Below are 20,106 nucleotides of genomic sequence, written 5' to 3' on the forward strand. Positions count from 1 at the left end.
GGGGGAGGCGCAAACGCCTCGCAGGGGGCTGGGAGGCAGCGGGGCAGAGAGGCCGCCGACCGCCCCCCTGCCCCGCCATCACTTTCCCGCGTTCCCGCTATGCCGCTGTCCCGGCTACGGATCAATCACCGTAAACTGCTGCGTCCGGTAATTGGTGTAGCTGTCCGGCCGCGTGACCCGCACGCCAATGGTGTAGCTCCCCGCCTTGAGCCTCGAGATGTCGATGTTGCGGTTGGCCCGGGTCACCTCGCCCTGGGCCTTCTCCTCGAACTTGAGGCTGATGGCCGAGCCCCCCTTGCCGAAGAGCCCGCCGCTCCCGCCCTTCTTGACCACCACCTCGGTCTTCAGGACCGCCCCGGGGACGGCGCCGTAGATCTCGTAGTAGAGCTGCATGTCCTCGGTGCGCCGGAAGGTCTGCAGCGGATTCAGGTACACCGTGTCCTCGGGCGCCGCGACCCAGACGAGGTGATTGGCGCGGCGGCCCAGCACCAGGTCGCTGACGGCAAGCTGCGTCTCGGCGCTCACCCGCACGGTGTCGGTCGGGAGGATCAACCCGGCGTCTTCGCCCTGCTGCACGAGCACCCGGTAGTGATAGTTGCCCGGCGGAACGTTCACCTCCGCGCGCCCGACCAGGTGCTCGGACACCGGCACCGGTGTGCGCGAAAGGAAGAACCGCGTGGTGTCGATCGACGCCACCGACTTGCCCGCTGAATCGAGGACCGAGAACCGGAGGCGGACCGGATAGACCTGCCCCCGCGACGTGGGCACCGGGACCAACGATCCGCCCGCAATCGCGTACGCCACCTGCACCAGGGCGCCCTTCTCGTCCCAGCCGACCGCCAGCACCTGCACCTTGGCGCTCAGCGATCGATCGAAGTGGAGCTCATAGCTGTCGCTGTTGGTCCCGCGAGTGTAGCTCTCCCGCCCCTGGCTCCGCTCCTCGGACATGTACCGACTGATGCTCGCCCCGCCCGCGCTCTTCATCTTGCCGTACACCGGCGAGATGTTCTGGCGCGAGGAGAGGAGCTGCTCGGTGGTGGTGTTGTAGGCAAGCGAGGTCGACGCCCCCTGCATTTGCACCGCCGTCGCGTACCCGAAGATGTCGAGGAGGCTCTCCACAAGCTTGAAGTCCTGCACATCCTCCCGCGACACGAAGTGGAAGACGAGATCCCCGTCCGCCTGACGATAGACCCAGGTCTCGTTCGGCTCGATGCCGGGCTCCGCATACGACGCCCGGTCGGAGGGCGTGCCATGCCGGATGTAGATCATGCCCCGGTCGTCGAACTCCGTGCTGCCGGAGTGATAGATCTCCTCGATGTTGTAATGCCGGTTTGGGCTGGCCAGCCGGAAATTGGTGCGGGCGTACTGGAGCCGCCGGTAGTGCTCCTTGAGCCGCTCGTTGGGGCTCCGGAGGCTGGCGTTGTCGCGGCCGTCCCAGAACTCGTGCAGCCAGGTGGCGCGTGCCTCGCCCGAGTTGGCATCGAACGCGGCCAGCTCGTCCGCCGACGCGAAGTACTGCAGGTCCTCCCGGAAGAGCGGCACGCTCAGGGAGTCGTTGTAGGCCGCGCCGGCGAAGTAATTCACCGCCCCGGCATCGAGGCCGAGCCCGAGCTGCGTGCGTGCCAGTTCATAGCGGCCGACGCCGGGTCGCCACCGTTGGTCAGGTACCTCGCGAAGGCCGTGACCGCCGAGTCCGGGCTACCCACCTCGCGCTCGATGCGGCCGCGTGCCAGCAGCACCTGCGGGTTCTCGGCCGACGGGCTGTGCGCGCTCTGGCGCAGCGCGTCGAGGGCGACATCGAGGCGGATATTGACCCGCTGGGCCAGCGACGTGTTGGCCAGTTCCACCAGCCCTTGCACAAACCCCGGATCCACCTCGGCGGAGCGGGCGTAGGCGTCCGCCGCCTTGGCGAGCGCGTCCTTGCCGAACATGGTCTTGAGGCCGGTGACGATAGCGAGTTGGGAATCGCCGATGGCGAGTTCCGCCATGCCGAGGCCGTACCAGGGATAGGGCCACGTCGGCTCGAGCTGGGTGGCCCACTCGAACTCGGAGGCGGCGTCGTCGTAGTGGATGCCGCCGGCCAGGTCGCCATAGCGGAGGGAGAGGAAGCCGAGCCGCAGGTGCAGCATCGTGTTGTTGCGGTCGGTCTTCGCGTCGGCAATCATGAGCCGCTCCCAGCGGAGCAGCATGATGGTGTCGGTGGTTTGTGCGAGGGTGTCGCGCCAGGCCTCGATGGCGGCCCTGTCGGCGACGCTCTGTGCCTCAACCCGCGACGGCGTGCCCGACAAGACCGCCATCGCGAGGCAGAACGGCAGGGCGGCAGCGAGGCCGTATCGGGAAAAGAAACGAGGTGTCATGTGTCCTGGCGATGAGGGTACAATGAGGGGGACGCCGCATCCAGCGATTCCTTCACACCCTGGCTGCCACCCTGCCACCCCGCCTCCCGGCCCCCCAGCCTACCGTCCTTTCAGGTACTCCAACACCCCGTTGTACACCCCCTCGGCGTACATCCGCTGCCCCAAGGGTGTGCGGAGCGCCGATTCCTGCTCCGGAATCGCCATGAACATTGCCTCAGTCAGGATGGAGGGCATCCAGGTCGGGCGCACCAGCGCCAGGTCACCCCGGCCGGCGCCGAGGTTGCGGAGCTCGAGCCGCTTGACCAGGGCCGCCTGGACGTCGCGGGCAAGGGCGGCGCTGCGCGGCTGGTTATAGAAGACGCTCGTCCCGCTGTTGGTGATCGGATTCACCCCGTCGGGGAGGGCGTTGTTGTGGACTGAGATGAGCAGGTCGGCGTCCACGCTGTCGGCATAGAATGGCCGCCAGGCCAGGTCGACCGGCCGGTCCGTGGTGCGGGTCATCAGCACCTCGGCGCCACCCGCCTCGAGCATCGCCTGGAGCTTCAGCGCCACGCCGAGGTTGGCCTCCGCTTCCTTGTAGCCGGTGGGGCCGGTGGCGCCACCGGGCGGGTGTCCGGCGTCCACCACGATCCGCAGCCCGCGGAGCGGGTGGGACTTCTGGATGGCGGGCGGCCGGCGAATCTCCAGCATGAGGTCGGTCCGGTCCCAGCGGGTGCGATAGCCCCACACATCTTGCGAGAGATCGAGGGTGATGGTGACCTCGTCCGCCGTCTCCTGTTCCCAGTCCATCTGCGTCACCAGCGAGTCCGACCCGCCGTAGCGCATCCAGTTGACGTCCCCCGCGGCGCCGTAGAGCCGCACGGTGAGGGACGACTGCGTTTCCGTCACGAGGTACGGCACCCGGGCACTCAGCGGAATGCGGAGCGTCGCGCTCTTCGGCGCGGAGGTCAGCGACACCGACCCGACGATGGCCTCGAGGGGCGGCGTCCCGGCGGGGAGGGCATGCGCGTCGGCCGCGGCGATCCAGGCCAGCGAGGTGGCCGAGAGCGCGAGGCGGAGGTCGCTGTTCAGGCGGCCGGAGACGTTGGCCCGCGTGCCGGTCGGAAAGAACCAGTTGTAGGTGGCGCCGGGGGCGGCGCGCCCCACGGTGAGCCGATCGGTCTTCCCGGTCTGCGCCGTGTCGTCGTCGAGTTCGACCACGACGGGGAGGCTGTCGAGCAGGGAGACGCGGAGCGGCCACTTGGCCCGCACGGTGTCTGCGCCCTTGATGGCTTCCACGATGGCCAGGAGGGTGTCGGGCCCTTCGGCGCTCCGCCGCCGGCAGCGCGGACAGCCGGGCGCCCGCTCCACGCCGAGCAGCGGCCCCGGATCGGCGCCGAAGGCGGCGCCGCGGACCACGCCCACATAGCGATCGGCGCGCACCGAGCGCGCCAGGCTGGCGGTGTCGCGGTCGAAGGCGCGCACGCCCCAGGAGACATCGTCGTAGCCGACGGAATTGGCGAGCGGCACGATGGTCCCGTTGGGGAGCACCAGTCGCACTTCGGAGCCTTCCGCCGCGCGGACCGAGAGCGGCAGGTATTCCTCGGCCGGCCACCAGACCTTGCCGCGCGGCTTGAACGAGAGTGAGTCGATCCAGAGCGGTGTGGTGGGCGGCTCGGCCCGCACCGTGCGCCGCACCTTGTAGACCAGCGAGTCGCGCGAGCCGTCGGGCCGCCGCGCCCGGAGCGTGAACGACATCACGCTGTCCTTGGGGAACGGCAGCCAGGCGATGTAGGCGCCGTTGGGCCAGACCTTTACGGAATCGCCGTTGATGGTGAGGCGCGCGTCGCCGGTGCCGGTGCTCCCGAACAGGAAGGAGTAGTCGCCCGTGGTCGACACGACATCGGACTTGGCGGGGTACACCACGGTCAGCGCCAGCGGTCCCGTCGATTTCGGGATGGCGGGGAGGCGCCCCCGGTTGGGATCGACCGGCTTGGCCGCGGCCTTCGGCCTGGGCTGCTGCGCGCCAAGCGGGGCGGCCACGGCAACCAGGAAGAGAAGGGTCAGGAGTCGGCGAGGGTGCATCGCCGGAAGGTACTTCGAAAACACGACTTGCGACAAGCACGTGGGGTCGGGGGCGCCGGAGTCCCCAAACGATTGACGCCCCTTCCGAGGCGGCCTAGATTCCGCCTCCCCCACCCTCTTCGGCCCGGAGCACTCGTGGCGCGTCATTCCACCCTCAGTTCCACCGCCTTGACCCGCCGCGCCCGGTGACAATTCCCCACGTCCATGTGTTGGTCGCCGGTCGGACCGACGTCGGCCGCACCCGCGATCACAACGAGGATACCTACCTCGTGGCCGACCTCAGCAGCGGCAAGCTCTGCGACGCGGATGAGGCGCAGGTCTGCGAAGTCGGCCCGCGCGGCTCACTGTTCATGGTGGCGGACGGGATGGGCGGGGCGGCCGCGGGAGAACTGGCCGCCGCGCTGGCGGCGGAGACCATCCACAAGCACCTGATGGGTACCTGGGCGGGGGATACCGAGGACAGCCGGGAGAAGTTCGCCTTCCGGGTGCGGGAAGCGGTCGAGGAAGCCAACAGGAAAATCCACCAGTACGCCCTCGAAAATCCGGACGTGCGGGGAATGGGCACCACGGTCACGGCGGCCGGCGTGTACCGGACCGACCTCTACCTGGCCCAGATCGGCGACAGTCGGGCGTACCTCGTCCGCCGCGGCGTCGCCACGCAACTGACCAAGGACCAGTCCCTCACGCAGCGGCTGGTCGACGCCGGCGAGATGACCGAGGAACAGGCCGAGAAGAGCGAGCGGAAGAACATCATCCTGCAGGCGCTCGGCCCCGACCCGCAGGTGCGGGTGGACCTGACCTACGAGGAGCTCCGGCGCGGCGATGTCCTGATTCTCTGCTCCGACGGCTTGAGCGGGCAGGTGCGCCGCGAAGAATTTGCCGAGTACGCCGGGCGGATCACCGACCTCGCCGAGCTCTGCAGTGCGCTCATCCAGCTCGCCAACGAGCGGGGCGGGCCCGACAACATCACGGTCGTGGCGGCGCGTTTCGACGGCGAGGGGCTCGCGGTCGCCGAGACGGCCCAGGGACCCGGCCACCACGTCTTTGAACTGCCGGGCGATGAACCGATCGAAGACGACATCCGCGTCGGCTTCAAGACCGGCGGCATCCGCATCGAGCGGCCACTCTCGCTGCCGGTGCGCGAGGAACCCCCGGCGCCGCCCCTCCGCCCCCGTCCTCCCGTCGGCCTGATCGGCACGGCGCTCCTCCTCGCCGCCGCCCTCCTCTACTGGCTGATCACCCGATGACCCCGCGCCTCGCCATTCTCTCCGGAGGCCGTGCGGGCACGGTGGAGCCGATCAGGGGCGCCGTCGCGAGCATCGGACGTCACCCGACCTGCCAGATCCGTCTCGACGCCGATCAGGACACCGAGGTATCCAACCGGCACGCCATCATCCAGCAGCGGGACAGCGTCTGGATTGTCCGCGATCTGGGCAGCATGCAGGGGACCTACCTCAACGGCCAGCGTATTGCCGAGGAGCAGCCGCTGAATGACGGCGACCTCCTCCGTCTCGGCGCCACCGGCCCCGAGGTCCAGTTCCTCCTCTCCGATCGCGCCGAGGTGGCAGAACCGAGCCGCGAACCGACCCAGGCCCAGCCAGCGAAGCCGATCATGGGTGCCGATGAACTGGAACGGATCCTGGCGGAGGAACAGGCGGGGCAGCTGGCCCGCGACGCCGCGGCGGCCGCCCGGAAGCGGCGGCTCCTCCAGATCGTCGGCGGCGTGGCCGTCCTCGTTGCCGTTGTGGTGGCCGGTATCCTCTTCTGGCAGCGGCGGGAAGCGCGGCGCGTCCAGGAGGAGGCGCGGCTCCTCATGCTCTCCCAGGCCGACAGCATGATGGCGAGCGTGGCCGCGATCGACGTGGCCTCACCCTTCATGCGGACCTCGCTCGACTCCGCGCGCACCGCCGCCACCCGGCTCCGCGCGTCGCTGGCGGACGCTGGTCCAAACGCCGTGGCCAGTTCCTCCATCATGAAGTCGCTCGACTCTGCCATCAGCCGCGAGCGTGACATCGCGGACGCGGCGGAATTCAACCCGGAAGCGGCCGCGACAAGCAGCGCACCCGCCGTCGGACTCGTCATTGCCCAGTACGCCGACGGCAGCACCGCGCTGGCGACCGGTTTCGCCATCCGACGGGACGGCACCGGCGGGGTGCTGCTCACCACCAAGGGCGTCGTGCTCAACGCGGCAGGCGAGTCGCCGGTACAACTCGCGGTGCTGATGCCCGGCGTGGCCCAGCCGATCGCCGCGCGCGTGCTCAAGACGCACATGGTCGAGGACATCGCCCTCCTGCGGGTGCAGCAGCGCGGCGGGATTCCGGTCGTCCAGGGGCTGGCCTGGCGGACCCCGCCGGTGGCAGCCGGCCGACCGGTGGCGCTCATCGGCTACCCCCCGCCGATTGAAATCCCGGCCAGGAACGACTGGCGTTCATTCAACCTTGCCTCCACCACAACCACCGGCACCGTGGCGCTGATCACGACAGGATTCCTTACCGTGGATGGCTGGGGCACGCCGGTCAGCGCGGGCAGCCCGGTCATCGACGACGAAGGGCTGGTGGCGGGCATCGTGTCGAGCGCGGCCCCTTCGGCCGGTGGTCGGCTCTACGACGCGGTGCCGGTGGTGTTTGCGCTGGAGTTACTGGACCAGTTGCAGTAAGGCGGGAACGCGGGGGAGCGGGGAAGAAAAAAACGAAACGAGGGAGGGTCGGAGGAAAACCGCGGAGGTGGTCGTTACTACCCCGCCAGCAAGATCCATCCAATGAGCAGCGTCCCACCCAAAATGACAATCGACCAGCCCAGCCAGCGCCGCGCATCGCGCACCCCGTCGTCGAGGGCGGCGAGCTTGGTCCGCGCGCGCACCGGCCCCCAGGCGCCGGCGGGCCGCACCCGGGTGTAGAAGGCGTCGAGCGTCGCTTCCGACTCCGGCGCGGTCATCCACATGACCGGCACCCAGACCGCCATGGCGCCGAACGCCGAGAGCATGAGCCGCTGCCCGAAGGTGATGGACGCGAAGATCGAGGTATAGCTGAGGATGGCCAGGACCAGCCCGGCCGCCATCGCGGCAATTTCCGCCCAGGCGTTGATCCGCCACCAGAACCAGCGGAGCAGGAGCACCAGCCCCGGGCCGGTGCCGATCAGGATGGCAAACCGGAACACCCCGCCGACGCTGTCCATGAAGAAGGAGACGACCCCAGCCAGGGTGGCGAGCATCACCGACGCCCAGCGTGCCGCGCGCATCAGCCGCGCCTCGTCCTGCTCGCCGGTGAACCGGGCGTAGAGGTCGTTCACCAGGTAGCTGGCGCCCCAGTTGACCTGCGTGGAGACGCTGGACATGAAGGCCGCCACCAGGCTCGCGAAGACCAAACCGAGGACACCGGTGGGCAGGTAGCGCATCATCATGATCGGATAGGCGAGCTCGGGGTCTGACAGGTTCGGCAGGACCACCAGCGCGGCCAGCGCCACGAGCACCCAGGGCCAGGTGCGCACGACGTAGTTGAGGATGTTGAACAGGTGCGCGGCCTTCGTCGCATCCTTCTCGGTGGCGGTGGAGGAGAGCCGCTGCACGAACATCCCCCCACCGTCGCTGTTCCGGAACGCCCACCACTGCACGAGCAGATAGCCGAAAAAGGTGCTGATCGGGAGCGTCGCGTCCGGACCTGTCGGCAACAGGTTCAGCTTGTCGCCCTGTCCGCTCTCCCGCAGGGTGGCGGTCAATCCGCTGAGCCCGCCGACTTCCGCCAGGGCGTAGAACATCACGAGGAACGCGCCGACCATGGAGAGGATGTACTGCAGGAAGTCGGTGGTGACGACGCCCCAGAGTCCCGACGCCGCGGTGTAGATCACGACGATTACGAGGATGGGAAGGATGGCCCAGAGCCGTTCGTCGCCGGGGAGTGGGGGCAGGCCGTCGAAGACACCGAGAGCCGTCACCAGCTTGCGCATGGCGAGCATGCCGTAGCCGATGCTCAGGCAGTTGAAGGGAACCGCGATCATGAAGGCGCGGAAGGCCCGCAGGGAGGCGGCAGGGCGGCCGCCGTAGCGGATTTCCGTCATCTCCACGTCGGTCAGCACCTTTGCGCGGCGCCAGAGCTTGGCCAGCACGACGGCCAGGAGGACGTGACTGAGCGCAAAGGCCCACCATTCCCAGTTCCCCGCCACGCCGTCCTTCGCCACCCGGCCTGCCACGTACAGTGGGGTGTCCACGTTGAAGCTGGTGGCGGCCATCGAGGTGGCCGCGAGCCACCAGGGGATCGCCCGCCCGCCAACGAAGAACTCCGTGAGGCTCCGCGCCCCGCGCCGCGCCACCCAGAGGCCGAGGACGAGCGTCCCGGCCAGATATGCGACCACAACCCCCCAGTCGAGCGCCCTCAACCGAGCTGCCCCACCAGCCAGCGGGCGACCGCCTCCTGCATCAACCGTTGCCGGTGCCACGCCAGCAGCACCGGCGCATCCCCTGGCACCTCCGCCACGAGCCGGGGGTGCCCGAACACGACGACCAGGTCGGCGTCGCCATGCTGGCTCAACGCCGCGAGCGCCGCCGGACCGAACCCGGCGCGCCCCTTCGAAGCGCGCGGCTCCGCAAAGGCGAGCACCACCTTGCTGCCGCCTCGATCCACCGCCACCCCTGTTCCCCGCAGCGCCATCTCGACGTACTCCGCAGATGAGGCGGGCCACGCGCCGCCCTGATCGTCGTCGACGATGACAAGGTCAACCGGAATACGGACCACGGGTGCGGCGCCGCGCAGGAGACCCTGTGCAAGCAATCGGTCCGCTATCACGGCACTCTGCCCCGCGGCCCCCCTCCCCCGCGGCCCAGCCTGCGCCCGCAGCAGCGCCTCTCCATACCGCACCAGCGCCTCCTCCACCCGGTCCTCGCTCAACGCGCCAGTCCGCAGCGCCTCCCCTATCGCGTCGTAGGCCGCCTGTGGATCCGCCGGATAGCAGAGCAGGTCGCATCCCGCCGCCAGCGCGCGCACGGCCGGATTGCCGGCGGCATCCTGCACCGCCGCCCCCATCATCAGGGCGTCGGTGACGATCAGTCCCGAAAATCCGAGTTCCTCGCGCAGGTACCGCAGGATCGGCGGGGAGAAGGTTGCGGGTGTGCCGGTCGGATCGAGCGCAGGCACCCGCAGGTGTCCTGTCATGACCGTGGCGACCTGCGCCAGGACGCCCATGCGAAACGGCACGAGGTCTGTCGCCTCGAGCGTCGCCCGGTCGACCTCCACCGCGGGCACTTCATCGTGGCTGTCCCGCGTGGTGCGGCCATGTCCCGGGAAATGTTTGATGCAGGCGAGCGCGCCGGCCTGCTGGCAGGCCTGCACCCAGAGCGCCACCGCGACGCCGACCATCTTCGGATCGCTCCCGAAGGACCGCGTCTGCACAATGGGATTCGCGGCCTCGATGTCGAGGTCGGCGTCGGGTGCCAGCACCCAGTTGACGCCGACGTCAAGCGCCTCGAGGGCGGTGGTCGAGGCCGCCGCGCGAATGACATCGGGGTCGTCGAGTGTGGCCAGCGCGCCAGGCGGCGGAAACCCCGTCAGTCCGGGGAACTGCTGCCCCGCCCCACGCTCGAGGTCCGCCGCAATCAGGAGGGGGCGGCCGGCCCGCTCCCGGAGCTCGGCCGTCAGCGCCTTCACCGCCTCCGGCTTGCCGCCGAAGATGATGAATCCGCCCGCCCCAAAGCGCAGCGCCGCCGCGATGGTCTCGGCCTCATGCCCAAAACCGCTGTCGTCCCGCCAGCGCAGCGCGGGGAGGATCAGGCGTCCGTGCATCAGGGAGGGGTGATCGAGCCGAGGACGCGCGCGCCACGCGCGCCCGTGGCGGCGGGCAGGTTGCCGGGCTGGCCGTGCAGGGTGAGGTAGCCGAGGAGCGCAAAGGCCACCGCCTCCTTGGCGTCGCCGTCGAAGTAGACCGCGTCGAACCGGCGCACGGTGATCGGGGCCAGCAGTCTCGTCAGCGACGCCATCAGCCCCGGGTGATGCACCCCGCCTCCGGACACGAGCACCTCTCCCGCCGCAGGCGCCCAACGCCCGATGGCCTCCGCGACGGACCGCGCGGTGAGCGCCACCGCGGTGGCCACGCCATCCGCGCCGGGCACACGGGCGTGCAGGTTTCCTGCGTAGGCGTCCCCGAAATGCTCGCGCCCCGTGCTCTTGGGAGGCTCCCCGAGGAAATACTCATCCTGCAACAGGTCCGCGAGCACCGCATCGTTCACCCGGCCCGCCGCCGAGAGCGCCCCGTCGAGGTCACAGGCGAGGGAGTCGTCCACCCGGTGCGCCACCGCGTCGATGATGGCCATCCCGGGGCCGGTGTCGAAGGCGATGGCCCCCTGCTCCCGGCCGCCACTCGGCACCAGGGTGATGTTGGCCATTCCGCCGAGATTCAGCAGCACGCGATCGCGCTCCGCGTCCGCAAAGAGCAGCACGTCGGCCATCGGGACCAGCGGCGCACCCTGCCCGCCCGCCGCCACATCCCGCGCGCGGAATCCGCTCACCACGCGGACACCGAATGCTTCCGCCAGCACCGCCGGCTCGCCGAGCTGCCAGCTGACCAGCGGCGGTTCATGCCAGATCGTCTGGCCGGGAAAGGCGATCCCGTCCACCTGGTCGGCGCGCACGCCCCCAGCGTGCAGGACGGCCTGTGCCGCCTCGGTGGCCCATTCGGCAATCTGCACGTGCAGTCGGGCCAGGGCGGGCGCGGCGGCGCGCCCTTCGAGCGCGGCGCGGACCGTGGAGCGCTCGTCGCGGTCATAGGGCCGGGTGGCGAACGCCACCAGTTCTGCGTGTGTCGGGCCGGTGAACCGGACCAGCGCGGCGTCCATCCCGTCGAGTGACGTGCCGGACATGAGCCCGATGATGAGGGAGGGTCGTTCCATCAGGAGGGCTCCACCGGTGGAGGGTTGCCGAGGATGGAACGGAGCCGGCCCTTGGCGTCGGCGATGAGCGACTCGGCGGCGGCGCGGTTCTTCCCGGTGCGCACCATGACGATGGCCGTGCGGACACTCCCGCCCGCCGCCTCGAGCGCGGCCCGCGCGCCGTCTCGATCGACGCCGGCCACCTCCATCACGATCCGCTCGCCCCGGTCGGCCAGCTTCTGGTTTCGGACCTGCAGATCCACCATCAGGTTGCCGTAGGTCTTGCCGAGGCGAATCATGGCGCCGGTGGTCAGAAGGTTGAGCACCAGCTTGGTGGCGGTGCCCGACTTCAGGCGGGTGGAACCGGTCACCACCTCGGGGCCGACAGGCACGGTGATGCACTCGTCGCAACTCTCGGCCATGTCTCGGGGTGGCTCGGTGCAGCTGAGAAACACGGTGCGCGCCCCCAGCGCCTGGGCCCGGCCGATGGCGGCGCGCACAAACGGCGTGGTGCCGCTGGCGGCAATGCCGACCACGACGTCGCCGGGACCCACCCGGCGCTCGTCGATGACGGCGACGGCGGCGTCGAGGTCGTCCTCCGCCCCTTCGACGGAGGTGACGAGCGCGGCGGGACCGCCGGCGATGATCCCCTGCACCATTTCCGTCGGCGATCCAAAGGTCGGCGGGCACTCGGAGGCGTCGAGCACGCCGAGCCGTCCACTGGTGCCCGCCCCGACATAGAAGAGCCGCCCTCCGGCGCGGAAGGCGGCTTCGATCAGGTCGATGCTCCGGGCAATCGGTTCGCGGGCGGCGGCAACGGCCGCGGGGACGGTGGCGTCCTCGGCCGTCACCAGGTCGACCAGCTGAAGGCTGTCCAGCGTGTCGATGGCCGCGGTCCGCGGGTTTCTCCGCTCGGTGAGCCTGGGGTCGCGCACGGGGGCACCTGGACCGGGAAAAGAGGGGGCGGACTTGCCACGCGTGAGATATCGCTAAATTAGGGGAGCCCTTCACTCCGGGGCAACCTCCACGCCACCGCCCTCTCCCATCGAGGATTTCCGTGCGCCTACGTCATCCCGCCGTTGCGCTGCTGTTGCTGCTCCCCGCCTGTGCCGGACCGCAACCCTCCGGCGTCGCCGCCGGCTGGAAGTTTGCCGACCAGGCCCGCGTCACCGACGCGGCCAGCGGCGTCGTCGTGTCCGGAAGCCCGATCGCGAGCGAAGTGGGCCGGGACATCCTGCAGGCGGGGGGCAACGCCATCGACGCCGCCGTCGCGGTCGGGTTCGCACTGGCCGTGGTGCATCCGGAGGCAGGGAACATCGGCGGCGGTGGATTCCTGATGTACCGCGAGGCGGGCGGCGGTGTCTATGCGCTCGACTACCGAGAGGAGGCACCCTCCGGCGCCAGCCGCGACATGTACCTTGAGCCGGATGGTGATGTGTCCGATCTCAGCATCACCGGCGCGCTGGCGGCGGGCGTGCCCGGCTCCCCCGCCGGGCTGGTCGAGATGCACCGGCGGTTCGGACGGCTGCCCTTTGCCCAGGTCATCAACCCCGCCATCACGCTGGCCAACGAGGGGTATGTCGTCGACGACTACCGGCGGGAGTCCATCGGCGACGAGATGTCGCGACTCTACCTCTTTCCCGCCTCGCGCGCGCAGTTCCTCCCCAACAACCAGCCCCCCGTCGTCGGCAGCGTGCTCGTCCAGCGCGACCTCGGCCGGACGCTGGAGCGCATTCGCGACAAGGGCGCCGCCGGGTTCTATACCGGGCCGACCGCCGACCTCATCGTGGCCGAGATGGAACGGAGCGGCGGCCTGATTTCTCACGCCGACCTCGCGGCGTACAAGACCTACTGGCGCGACCCGATCATCGTCCCGTACCGCGGTGACACCATCTACTCGATGCCGCCCGCCAGCTCCGGCGGCACCACGATGGGCATGATCCTCAACATGATGGAGGGGTATTCGCCCCTCCCGCCCTTCGGATCGGCCGAGCTGATGCACCTCGAGGCCGAGGTCATGAGCCGCGCGTTCATGGACCGGAACGCCTACATGGGCGACCCCGGATTCGTCCACAACCCGATCGGCCAGATGCTTTCCGAGAGCTATGCCGACGAGCGCCGGGCCACGATCGATCCCAAGCGTGCCTCGAAGACCGGGGAGGTGCTGCCGGGCCTGAAGGACGGCCCCTCCACCACCCACTACTCCATCGTGGACGCCGACGGCAACGCCGTCAGCATCACCACGACGCTCAACAACAGCTACGGCAGCGCCGTCACGGTGACGGGCGCCGGGTTCCTCCTCAACGACGAGATGGACGACCTGGCCAGCGCCCCCGGCAAGCCGAACATGTACGGCCTGGTGCAGGGTGACTCCAATGCGATCCAGCCCGGCAAGCGTCCCCTCTCGGCGATGACTCCAAGCCTCGTGGTGGACCAGAACGGGCAGTTGCTGATGGTCGTCGGGACGCCGGGCGGTCCCCGGATCATCACGATGGTGTATCACGTGATCAGCAACGTGATCGACCACCAGATGTCGCTGTCGGACGCGGTGACCGCGCCGCGGCTGCATCACCAGGGGCTGCCGAACGCCATTCGGATCGAGCGGGGGGGCTTCTCACCGGAGGTGATCGCCCAGTTGGAGAAGATGGGGCACGAGGTGAACGAGGCGGGATACACGGGCGACGTCGAGGCGATCATCCGCACCCCCACCGGCTGGCAGGGGGTGAGTGATCCGCGGCTGGGTGGGGGGGGAGCAGGATACTAAGGCAAGGCAGTTAGGCAGCGAGGCGGGGAGGCAGTGAACAACTCGTTCGGCCTCCCCGCCCTGCCGCCGCCCTGCCTACCTGGCGGCGAACGCCTCCGTGACCGTCATTGAGACCTGGGCGCCCGGGAGGACCGTGATGTCCTGGTCGCCGGTCTCGTTGGCCACCGCGGCTCCGCCGGCGGCGCCGACCACGCCACCGATGACCGCGCCCTTGGAATTTCCGCCGATGACCTTGCCGAGGACTGCGCCGGCCGCCGCGCCCGCGCCGACCTTGCCGGCCGTGCCCGCCGTGATGCCCCGACCCTTCAGCGTGTAGTCGAGGTGATCAACCTTCCCGGAAATCGGGTAGCTGGTGCCGTCGATGATGACGGACACGAGCGAGGCCGAGAACGTCTCCTTGCCCCCCTTGGTCGGGGCCGACTTGAACTGGTCCAGCCGGATGTTGACGGTGGAGCCGGCGGGAATGACGAGGCGGCCGTCGGCCGACATGACGTCCGCGCCGACCTTGGCCTGCATCATGGCGCCGGACTGGGTGGTCCGGGAACTCACGGTGTCAGACACGGTGGCGGAGAAGGTGGTGCCGGCCGCCAGTTCGGGCGCCGGCGCCGGGGCGACCGGCTTGGGGGTGGGCTTCGGGGTGGTCGTCTTCGGCTTGGCCGTGGCCGGGGTGGTCGCCGTTGCCGGGGCGTTGGCCGGCGTGGCGGCCGTGTCGGCCATCGGGTTGGTCGAGTCCTGCTGGGCGAGCTGCAGGTCGCGGCTGAGGCTGTCGGCGATGGCGGCGTCGGACTTGTCGCCACCACCGCACGCGGCGATGGTCAGGACGCAGAACGCGGCGAGTACGTTGCGCATGGTGGAACTCCTATGGGGACGGCTTGCCGGGTGACAATACACTCGACGAGATTGATCTCATGACAATCCTGAATATATGCTGAAGCAGCTCCGGGCGCTTGTGCCCTACCTCACAAAATACAAATCCACCTACGCCATCGGGATGGTGTGCGTGGTGGTATCGAACGCGCTGATCACTCTCGGCCCCAAGATTCTCGAACATGGCATCAACCTGATCGACGGCGGGGCCTCGCCGGCCGCGGTCGGCCGCGCCGCGCTCCTCCTTGTCGGCGTGACCCTCCTCGGCGGCACCGCCCGGTTCGGGATGCGCCAGCTCCTGAACAGCGGCAGCCGCCGCGTCGAGTTCGACCTCCGCAACGACCTCTTCGGGCAGTTGGAGCGCCTGTCGCCCGCGTTCTATGACCGGTCCTCCACCGGCGACCTGATGGCCCGGTCGACCAACGACCTCCTCGCCGCGCGGATGGCGGCCGGCCCGGCGCTGATGTACATGGTGGACACGGCGGTCCGCATCTCGATGGTGTTGCCCGCCATGCTGGCGATGAGCCCGCGGCTGACGCTCCTGGCGCTCCTGCCCCTGCTCGGCCTCCCCGTGGTGATGATCTCGCTCGGCCAGCAGATTCACCGGCGTTCGCTGGCCATCCAGGAGCAGTTCGGCACGATCACCACCCACGTCCACGAACACATCTCCGGGCTCCGGATCGTGCGGGCGTATCGGCAGGAAGCCGCCGAGACCGCGGAATTCCGGCGGCTGAACGATGAGTACCGGACGAGGAACATCGCGCTCGCCAAGGCGCAGGGGGCGTTCCACCCCCTGCTGGCCCTCCTGGCGGGACTCGGCGCCGTGGTGGTCATGGCCGTCGGCGGTCGGCTGGTCATGGCGGGCACGGTGAGCGTCGGCGAGTATGTCGCCTTCGGGGTCTACCTGATGATGCTCGCCTGGCCGCTGATCGCGCTCGGGTGGGCCGTCACGCTGGTCCAGCGCGGCGAGGCGGCGATGGGCCGGATCAACGCCCTCTTCCACGAGCGGCCCGCCATCACCTCCCCCACCAGTCCCGCCCTGCTCCCACCGCGCCGCGGTGCCCGCAGCGTCGGCATGGAGGGGGTCTGGTTCGCGTATCCCGGCGCCCAGGACCGCGGTTGGGTGCTCCAGGACGTGTCCTTCCGCGTGGAGCCGGGGCAATCCCTGGCCATCGTCGGGGCCACCGGGTCAGGCAAGTCGACGATTGCCGAGCTCCTCTCCCGGAGCTACGACCCCGACCAAGGGCGAGTCCTCCTGGACGGATTGGACATCCGCACCCTCGCGCTGGAGGAGCTCCGAAGGAACCTGGGGGTGGTGCCGCAGGAGACCTTCCTCTTCAGCGCGACCGTCCGGGAGAACATATTGCTGGGTGCCCCCGACGATGGTCGGCTGGACCGGGTGGCCGAAGTCTCGCAGCTGGCCGAAGCGCTGCCCGACCTCCCGAAGGGCTTTGACACCATGCTGGGCGAACGGGGGATCAACCTTTCCGGCGGCCAGAAGCAGCGGGCGGCCATCGCCCGTGCGCTGGCGCAGGATCCGCCGGTGTTCATTCTCGATGACGCGCTGAGCGCGGTCGACGCGCATACCGAGGCGCGCATCCTGACCGGGCTCCGGGACGCCCTCGCCGGACGGACCAGCGTTATCATTTCTCATCGGCTGGCCGCAGTCCGCGACGCCGACTGGATCATCGTGCTTGACCGCGGCAAGGTCGTCGAGCAGGGTGTCCACGCCGACCTGCTCGCGGCCGGCGGCCGGTATTGGGAACTGCTGAGCAGGCAGGAACTCGAGGAACAGCTGGAGGTATAACGGTGAGGCGGAGACAAAGACGAGGGAGGGAGCGCTTGCCGAAGTGATGACATCGCGAACCACCTGGAGAATCGCATGAAGCAGCCCGAGCGCATCATCACCGGCGCGGCCATCCTCGCTGTCGGCATCGCCGCCGCGGGATGGCTGGCGGGCGCCGGCCTTGCCGCCAGCCGCACCGCCGACCGGTACGTGACCGTCAAGGGCATCGCCGAGCGGGAAGCGCAGGCCGACCTCGCGCTCTGGCCGCTTCGGCTGGTCGTCAGCGACAACGACCTGAACCGTGCATATTCGCGGCTCTCGACCCAGCTCCAGCAGGTGCGCGGCTTCCTCGCGCGGCAGGGCATCGATACGTCGCTGGTGGAGCTGCAGGCATTCTCGGTCAGCGACGCCTCCACCAACCAGTACCGCACGTCCGAGGCGGTCACCCGGTATGTCATCAACCAGACCCTCATGGTGCGGAGCAGCGATCCGGCCGGTGTACTGGCGGCCAGCCAGAAGGTGGGGGAACTTGTTCAGGCGGGGGTGGTGTTCTCCTCGGGTCAGGAATATGGCGGCGGTGGGCCGACCTTCGTCTTTTCCGGCCTGAACGACCTCAAGCCCGAGATGATCGCCGAGGCCACGAGCCGTGCCCGCGAGGCCGCGGACCAGTTTGCCACCGACTCGAAGAGCCACCTCGGAGGCATCCGCCGCGCCAACCAGGGCGTGTTCGAGATCCTGGCACGCGACCAGGCCCCTGGCATCAGCGAGCAGGGCCAGATTTCGAAGCGGGTCCGCGTGGTCTCGACCGTGGAATATTTCCTGAAGGACTGAACCGACGCTTTACCCCGGGAGCAGATTTGTGATGCCCTCGAGCTCAGCCCTTCGCCTCGGCGCCCTGCTTGGTGCCCTGCTCGTCACGGCCGCGCCGCTCCGCGCGCAGACCGCCGAGATGACCAAGCAGGAATATTTCCAGTACGTGCCGCTCACCTACCCGCGGATCGTCCGGCAGACGATCGCCGACAGCATCTTCCAACTGTACGGTCCGGCTGCCGGCAACGGATTCATGGACGTGGCACCGCGGGACGGCGTCGACGACACCCGGGGAGAGCTGCTGCACGCCCTCGGCGTCCGCTTCGCGCCCTTCATGATCCGCAACACCGGCAACGTCCCCCTCGACATGCAGAAGGCCCAGGAAATCAGCGGCTCGACCATTCTGACCGTCGACCGGTGGGACATCCACGCTGCGGCGCGGCTGGTCGGCACCGAGACGGTGAACTTCGCGTCGCTCGGGGACGACCCCTGCCCTGCCGGCACCGTGTCCCGGGACAGCCTGCTCGCCCTCCTCCGCGTGCAGACGCCGATTGAAGACTGCCGCGTGCTCCAGTTGCTCCGGGAGTTCAACCCCAACAGCCCGCTGGCCGAGCGGTTCAACACCGCGGCCGTCCCGGCAGACGCGGATTTCTTCTCCGTGCTGTACTGGAACTGGCCGGGGTACAGCCCCGCCACCTGGAAGGCTGCGTTCGAGGACCCGGGAACCGGACTGATGAAGGAGGCCTACTGGCCCGCCATTTCGATCTACGTGCACCCGTTCATCTCGCCCGTGGGGGTGCTGGGGAGCCCCGACCAGCGCTATGAATTCATCCTGCAATACTGGTTCTTCTACCCGTACAACGACGCGGGGAACAAGCACGAGGGGGACTGGGAACACATCAACGTCGTGGTGAGCCCGATGTCGCAGGTGACCGCCCCGCAGACCCCCGACCAGATCGAGGCACTGCTGCGGCGCACCCCCGACGAGCTCGGCGGCGCCGACCCGCTCGTCATCCGACGCGTGGACTACTACTTCCACGAGAACATGATGCCGGTGGACTACTCGTCGCCCAACGCCTATGCCCCGCGCGCGGAGTGGCGCCGGCAACACCAGGCCATTTCAGGAGAGAAATACGGCATGGCGGAAGTCGCCGCCATCGTGCGGTACCGCGCGTGGGCCGACACCGCGGAGACGGTCGTCAACACCCATCCGATCGCCTACATCGGCGCCAACAGCAAGGGCCTCGACCTCTTCCTCTACTCGCCGGGCGCCCACAACCAGGACGGGCACGGCACCTACCCGTTCGCGGGGATCTACCAGGGCATCGGCCCCGCCGACGCCGCCGAAGAAGTCAAGAAGGGGTTCGACCACCAGGCGTACCTGACCGGCGGGGCGCCCCTCCCCGACTACGTGGAACCGTTCGACTCGGCCAGTCGCGTCAAGCTCCTCCCCGACTGGGAACGAGTCTACACGCAGGTGTACACCGACCCCGACTACCGGCGGGATTGGGCCTGGTTCGTCCTCCCGATCCGCTCGGGCTACCCCGCCGCCAAGTCTCCGTTCGCCGGGATCGTGAGCCATGCGGAGACCGGCAACCTGGCGCCGTTTACCGTGACCTACAACGGCGGATGGAACCGGAGCGGCGCGTCGGGGGGCTATCACCTCTACGATCCGCACCGGCTCCACGCGATCGTGACCAGTTCGCCGCTCGACCAGGTGCAGAACAACCTCGGCTACCTGAATGCCCCGATCGTCGCGCTGATCACCCTCCCGCCGGTCGACGTGATCTACAAGATTCTGCTCCTGCCGGTGCGCCGGATGTTCGGCAAGTTCCCCGTGCAGTACATCCCGAAGGCCGAGCTGCCGGTCCGGGTCATGTCGGTGGGCGGCGGCGTCATGACCGCCAACATGCAATCCGACTGGGTGGCGCTCCTGCTGGCGGGGCCGCAGCTGGGCGAGATCCTGGGCCGTTACGTCATCGCCGACTCCAGCCTCACGCCCTCCGGCCAGGAAACCGACAACGCGGAGAACGCCACCTCGTACGCGGTGCAGATGGGTTTCTATCTGGGCAAGCGCTGGGTCACGGAGAACACCTTCCACAACTCGACCAGCGGCCTGAGTATCTCGGTCCCCATCACCGACAGCCCGGCGGACCCGTTCGATGTGACCGGCACGCTCAACTTCTACGAACTGGCCAGCAGCATCCGCTACAACCTGCTGACTGGCGGGATCCAGCCATACCTGAAGGTGGGGTACGGCTGGAGCTGGTATCGGGTGACCGACATCGCGACCGACGGCGTCCCGCTCTCCAACCCCGACGGCCCGTGGATCCGGCAGCCCACCTTCTTTCCGAACAACAACCTCTGGCCGAATACGACCCACTACGGGGCCGGGCTCGAGTTCTTCCTGCTGCGGAGCAACGCCCCCCTCTTCCGCGGGGTCGATGTCAGCCTGAAGGGCGAGTGGGCGTCCTACCACAGCGGTCTGGGGGTGTCATTCGAGAACGCGGCATTGCTCGGGTTCGACTCGCAGCCAAGCGTGTCACGCAGTACCCTGAGCTTCTTCGGAGTGATTAGCTTCTAGTCTCAACCTGAACAAAGGAGT

The 20,106-nt window shown here is 69.0% G+C and carries 14 protein-coding genes; 6 read left to right on the forward strand and 8 right to left on the reverse strand.

The features are described from left to right. Positions 1 to 114 precede the first annotated feature (114 nt). The 3 genes from R2910_03480 to R2910_03490 form a co-directional block, all read right to left on the reverse strand. Positions 115 to 1,584 carry a GWxTD domain-containing protein gene (locus tag R2910_03480; protein MEZ4412029.1) on the reverse strand — a complete coding sequence of 490 codons (1,470 nt, stop codon included), beginning with the start codon at positions 1,582 to 1,584 and terminating at the stop codon, positions 115 to 117. After that, a complete protein-coding gene (locus R2910_03485; GenBank protein MEZ4412030.1) occupies positions 1,581 to 2,357 on the reverse strand; it encodes a hypothetical protein in 777 nt (258 codons plus the stop codon). The genes R2910_03480 and R2910_03485 overlap by 4 nt, the downstream gene beginning before the upstream one ends. 99 nt (positions 2,358 to 2,456) lie before the next feature. Continuing rightward, positions 2,457 to 4,421, reverse strand: coding sequence for an N-acetylmuramoyl-L-alanine amidase (locus R2910_03490; protein ID MEZ4412031.1), 1,965 nt, complete (start codon positions 4,419 to 4,421; stop codon positions 2,457 to 2,459). A gap of 185 nt (positions 4,422 to 4,606) precedes the next feature. Here R2910_03490 and R2910_03495 point away from each other — a divergent pair, with 185 nt between their 5' ends. Both R2910_03495 and R2910_03500 read left to right on the forward strand, forming a co-directional pair. Beyond that, a complete protein-coding gene (locus R2910_03495; GenBank protein MEZ4412032.1) occupies positions 4,607 to 5,668 on the forward strand; it encodes a protein phosphatase 2C domain-containing protein in 1,062 nt (353 codons plus the stop codon). Further along, on the forward strand, positions 5,665 to 7,077 hold the full coding sequence (locus tag R2910_03500; protein MEZ4412033.1) for an FHA domain-containing protein: 1,413 nt from the start codon (positions 5,665 to 5,667) through the stop codon (positions 7,075 to 7,077). Before R2910_03495 ends, R2910_03500 begins: the two co-directional genes overlap by 4 nt. Positions 7,078 to 7,154: 77 nt before the next feature. Here R2910_03500 and R2910_03505 read toward each other — a convergent pair whose 3' ends face one another. The 4 genes from R2910_03505 to murQ are packed head-to-tail and all read right to left on the reverse strand — an operon-like array spanning position 7,155 to position 12,209. Further along, the gene (locus R2910_03505; GenBank protein ID MEZ4412034.1) at positions 7,155 to 8,768 is read right to left on the reverse strand and encodes a sodium:solute symporter family protein; all 1,614 of its coding nucleotides are present in this window, start codon (positions 8,766 to 8,768) and stop codon (positions 7,155 to 7,157) included. A 20-nt stretch (positions 8,769 to 8,788) separates the two neighbouring features. After that, positions 8,789 to 10,192 (reverse strand): glycoside hydrolase family 3 N-terminal domain-containing protein, encoded by a 1,404-nt coding sequence (locus R2910_03510; protein MEZ4412035.1) that lies wholly within the window; start codon positions 10,190 to 10,192, stop codon positions 8,789 to 8,791. Further along, on the reverse strand, positions 10,192 to 11,295 hold the full coding sequence (locus R2910_03515; protein MEZ4412036.1) for an anhydro-N-acetylmuramic acid kinase: 1,104 nt from the start codon (positions 11,293 to 11,295) through the stop codon (positions 10,192 to 10,194). The genes R2910_03510 and R2910_03515 overlap by 1 nt, the downstream gene beginning before the upstream one ends. Continuing rightward, complete coding sequence (gene murQ, locus R2910_03520; GenBank protein MEZ4412037.1) at positions 11,295 to 12,209, reverse strand: N-acetylmuramic acid 6-phosphate etherase; 915 nt, start codon at positions 12,207 to 12,209, stop codon at positions 11,295 to 11,297. The genes R2910_03515 and murQ overlap by 1 nt, the downstream gene beginning before the upstream one ends. A 122-nt stretch (positions 12,210 to 12,331) precedes the next feature. Here murQ and ggt point away from each other — a divergent pair, with 122 nt between their 5' ends. Then, entirely contained in the window at positions 12,332 to 14,038 is a 1,707-nt protein-coding gene (gene ggt, locus R2910_03525) for a gamma-glutamyltransferase (protein MEZ4412038.1), read from the forward strand. Positions 14,039 to 14,113: 75 nt separating this feature from the next. On the opposite strand, the gene R2910_03530 is transcribed toward ggt, so the two are convergent. Further along, positions 14,114 to 14,887, reverse strand: a complete 774-nt coding sequence (locus R2910_03530; GenBank protein MEZ4412039.1) for a glycine zipper domain-containing protein — start codon at positions 14,885 to 14,887, stop codon at positions 14,114 to 14,116. A gap of 76 nt (positions 14,888 to 14,963) precedes the next feature. Between R2910_03530 and R2910_03535 the strand changes: the two genes are divergently transcribed. The 3 genes from R2910_03535 (at position 14,964) to R2910_03545 (ending at position 20,085) form a co-directional block, all read left to right on the forward strand. After that, entirely contained in the window at positions 14,964 to 16,712 is a 1,749-nt protein-coding gene (locus R2910_03535; protein ID MEZ4412040.1) for an ABC transporter ATP-binding protein, read from the forward strand. Positions 16,713 to 16,787: 75 nt separating this feature from the next. Then, positions 16,788 to 17,522 carry an SIMPL domain-containing protein gene (locus R2910_03540; GenBank protein ID MEZ4412041.1) on the forward strand — a complete coding sequence of 245 codons (735 nt, stop codon included), beginning with the start codon at positions 16,788 to 16,790 and terminating at the stop codon, positions 17,520 to 17,522. A gap of 31 nt (positions 17,523 to 17,553) precedes the next feature. Beyond that, positions 17,554 to 20,085 carry a hypothetical protein gene (locus tag R2910_03545; GenBank protein MEZ4412042.1) on the forward strand — a complete coding sequence of 844 codons (2,532 nt, stop codon included), beginning with the start codon at positions 17,554 to 17,556 and terminating at the stop codon, positions 20,083 to 20,085. The last annotated feature ends 21 nt before the right edge of the window (positions 20,086 to 20,106 follow it).

It is taken from the genome of Gemmatimonadales bacterium (assembly GCA_041390145.1).
GTDB lineage: Bacteria > Gemmatimonadota > Gemmatimonadetes > Gemmatimonadales > GWC2-71-9 > SPDF01.

Bases quoted from the DNA above. Each gene is read 5' to 3' on its own strand.
- R2910_03485 (MEZ4412030.1), bottom strand. From the start codon at position 2,357: ATGACACCTCGTTTCTTTTCCCGATACGGCCTCGCTGCCGCCCTGCCG.
- R2910_03490 (MEZ4412031.1), bottom strand. From the start codon at position 4,421: ATGCACCCTCGCCGACTCCTGACCCTTCTCTTCCTGGTTGCCGTGGCC.
- R2910_03500 (MEZ4412033.1), top strand. From the start codon at position 5,665: ATGACCCCGCGCCTCGCCATTCTCTCCGGAGGCCGTGCGGGCACGGTG.
- R2910_03510 (MEZ4412035.1), bottom strand. From the start codon at position 10,192: ATGCACGGACGCCTGATCCTCCCCGCGCTGCGCTGGCGGGACGACAGC.
- R2910_03515 (MEZ4412036.1), bottom strand. From the start codon at position 11,295: ATGGAACGACCCTCCCTCATCATCGGGCTCATGTCCGGCACGTCACTC.
- R2910_03530 (MEZ4412039.1), bottom strand. From the start codon at position 14,887: ATGCGCAACGTACTCGCCGCGTTCTGCGTCCTGACCATCGCCGCGTGC.
- R2910_03535 (MEZ4412040.1), top strand. From the start codon at position 14,964: ATGCTGAAGCAGCTCCGGGCGCTTGTGCCCTACCTCACAAAATACAAA.
- R2910_03540 (MEZ4412041.1), top strand. From the start codon at position 16,788: ATGAAGCAGCCCGAGCGCATCATCACCGGCGCGGCCATCCTCGCTGTC.
- R2910_03545 (MEZ4412042.1), top strand. From the start codon at position 17,554: ATGCCCTCGAGCTCAGCCCTTCGCCTCGGCGCCCTGCTTGGTGCCCTG.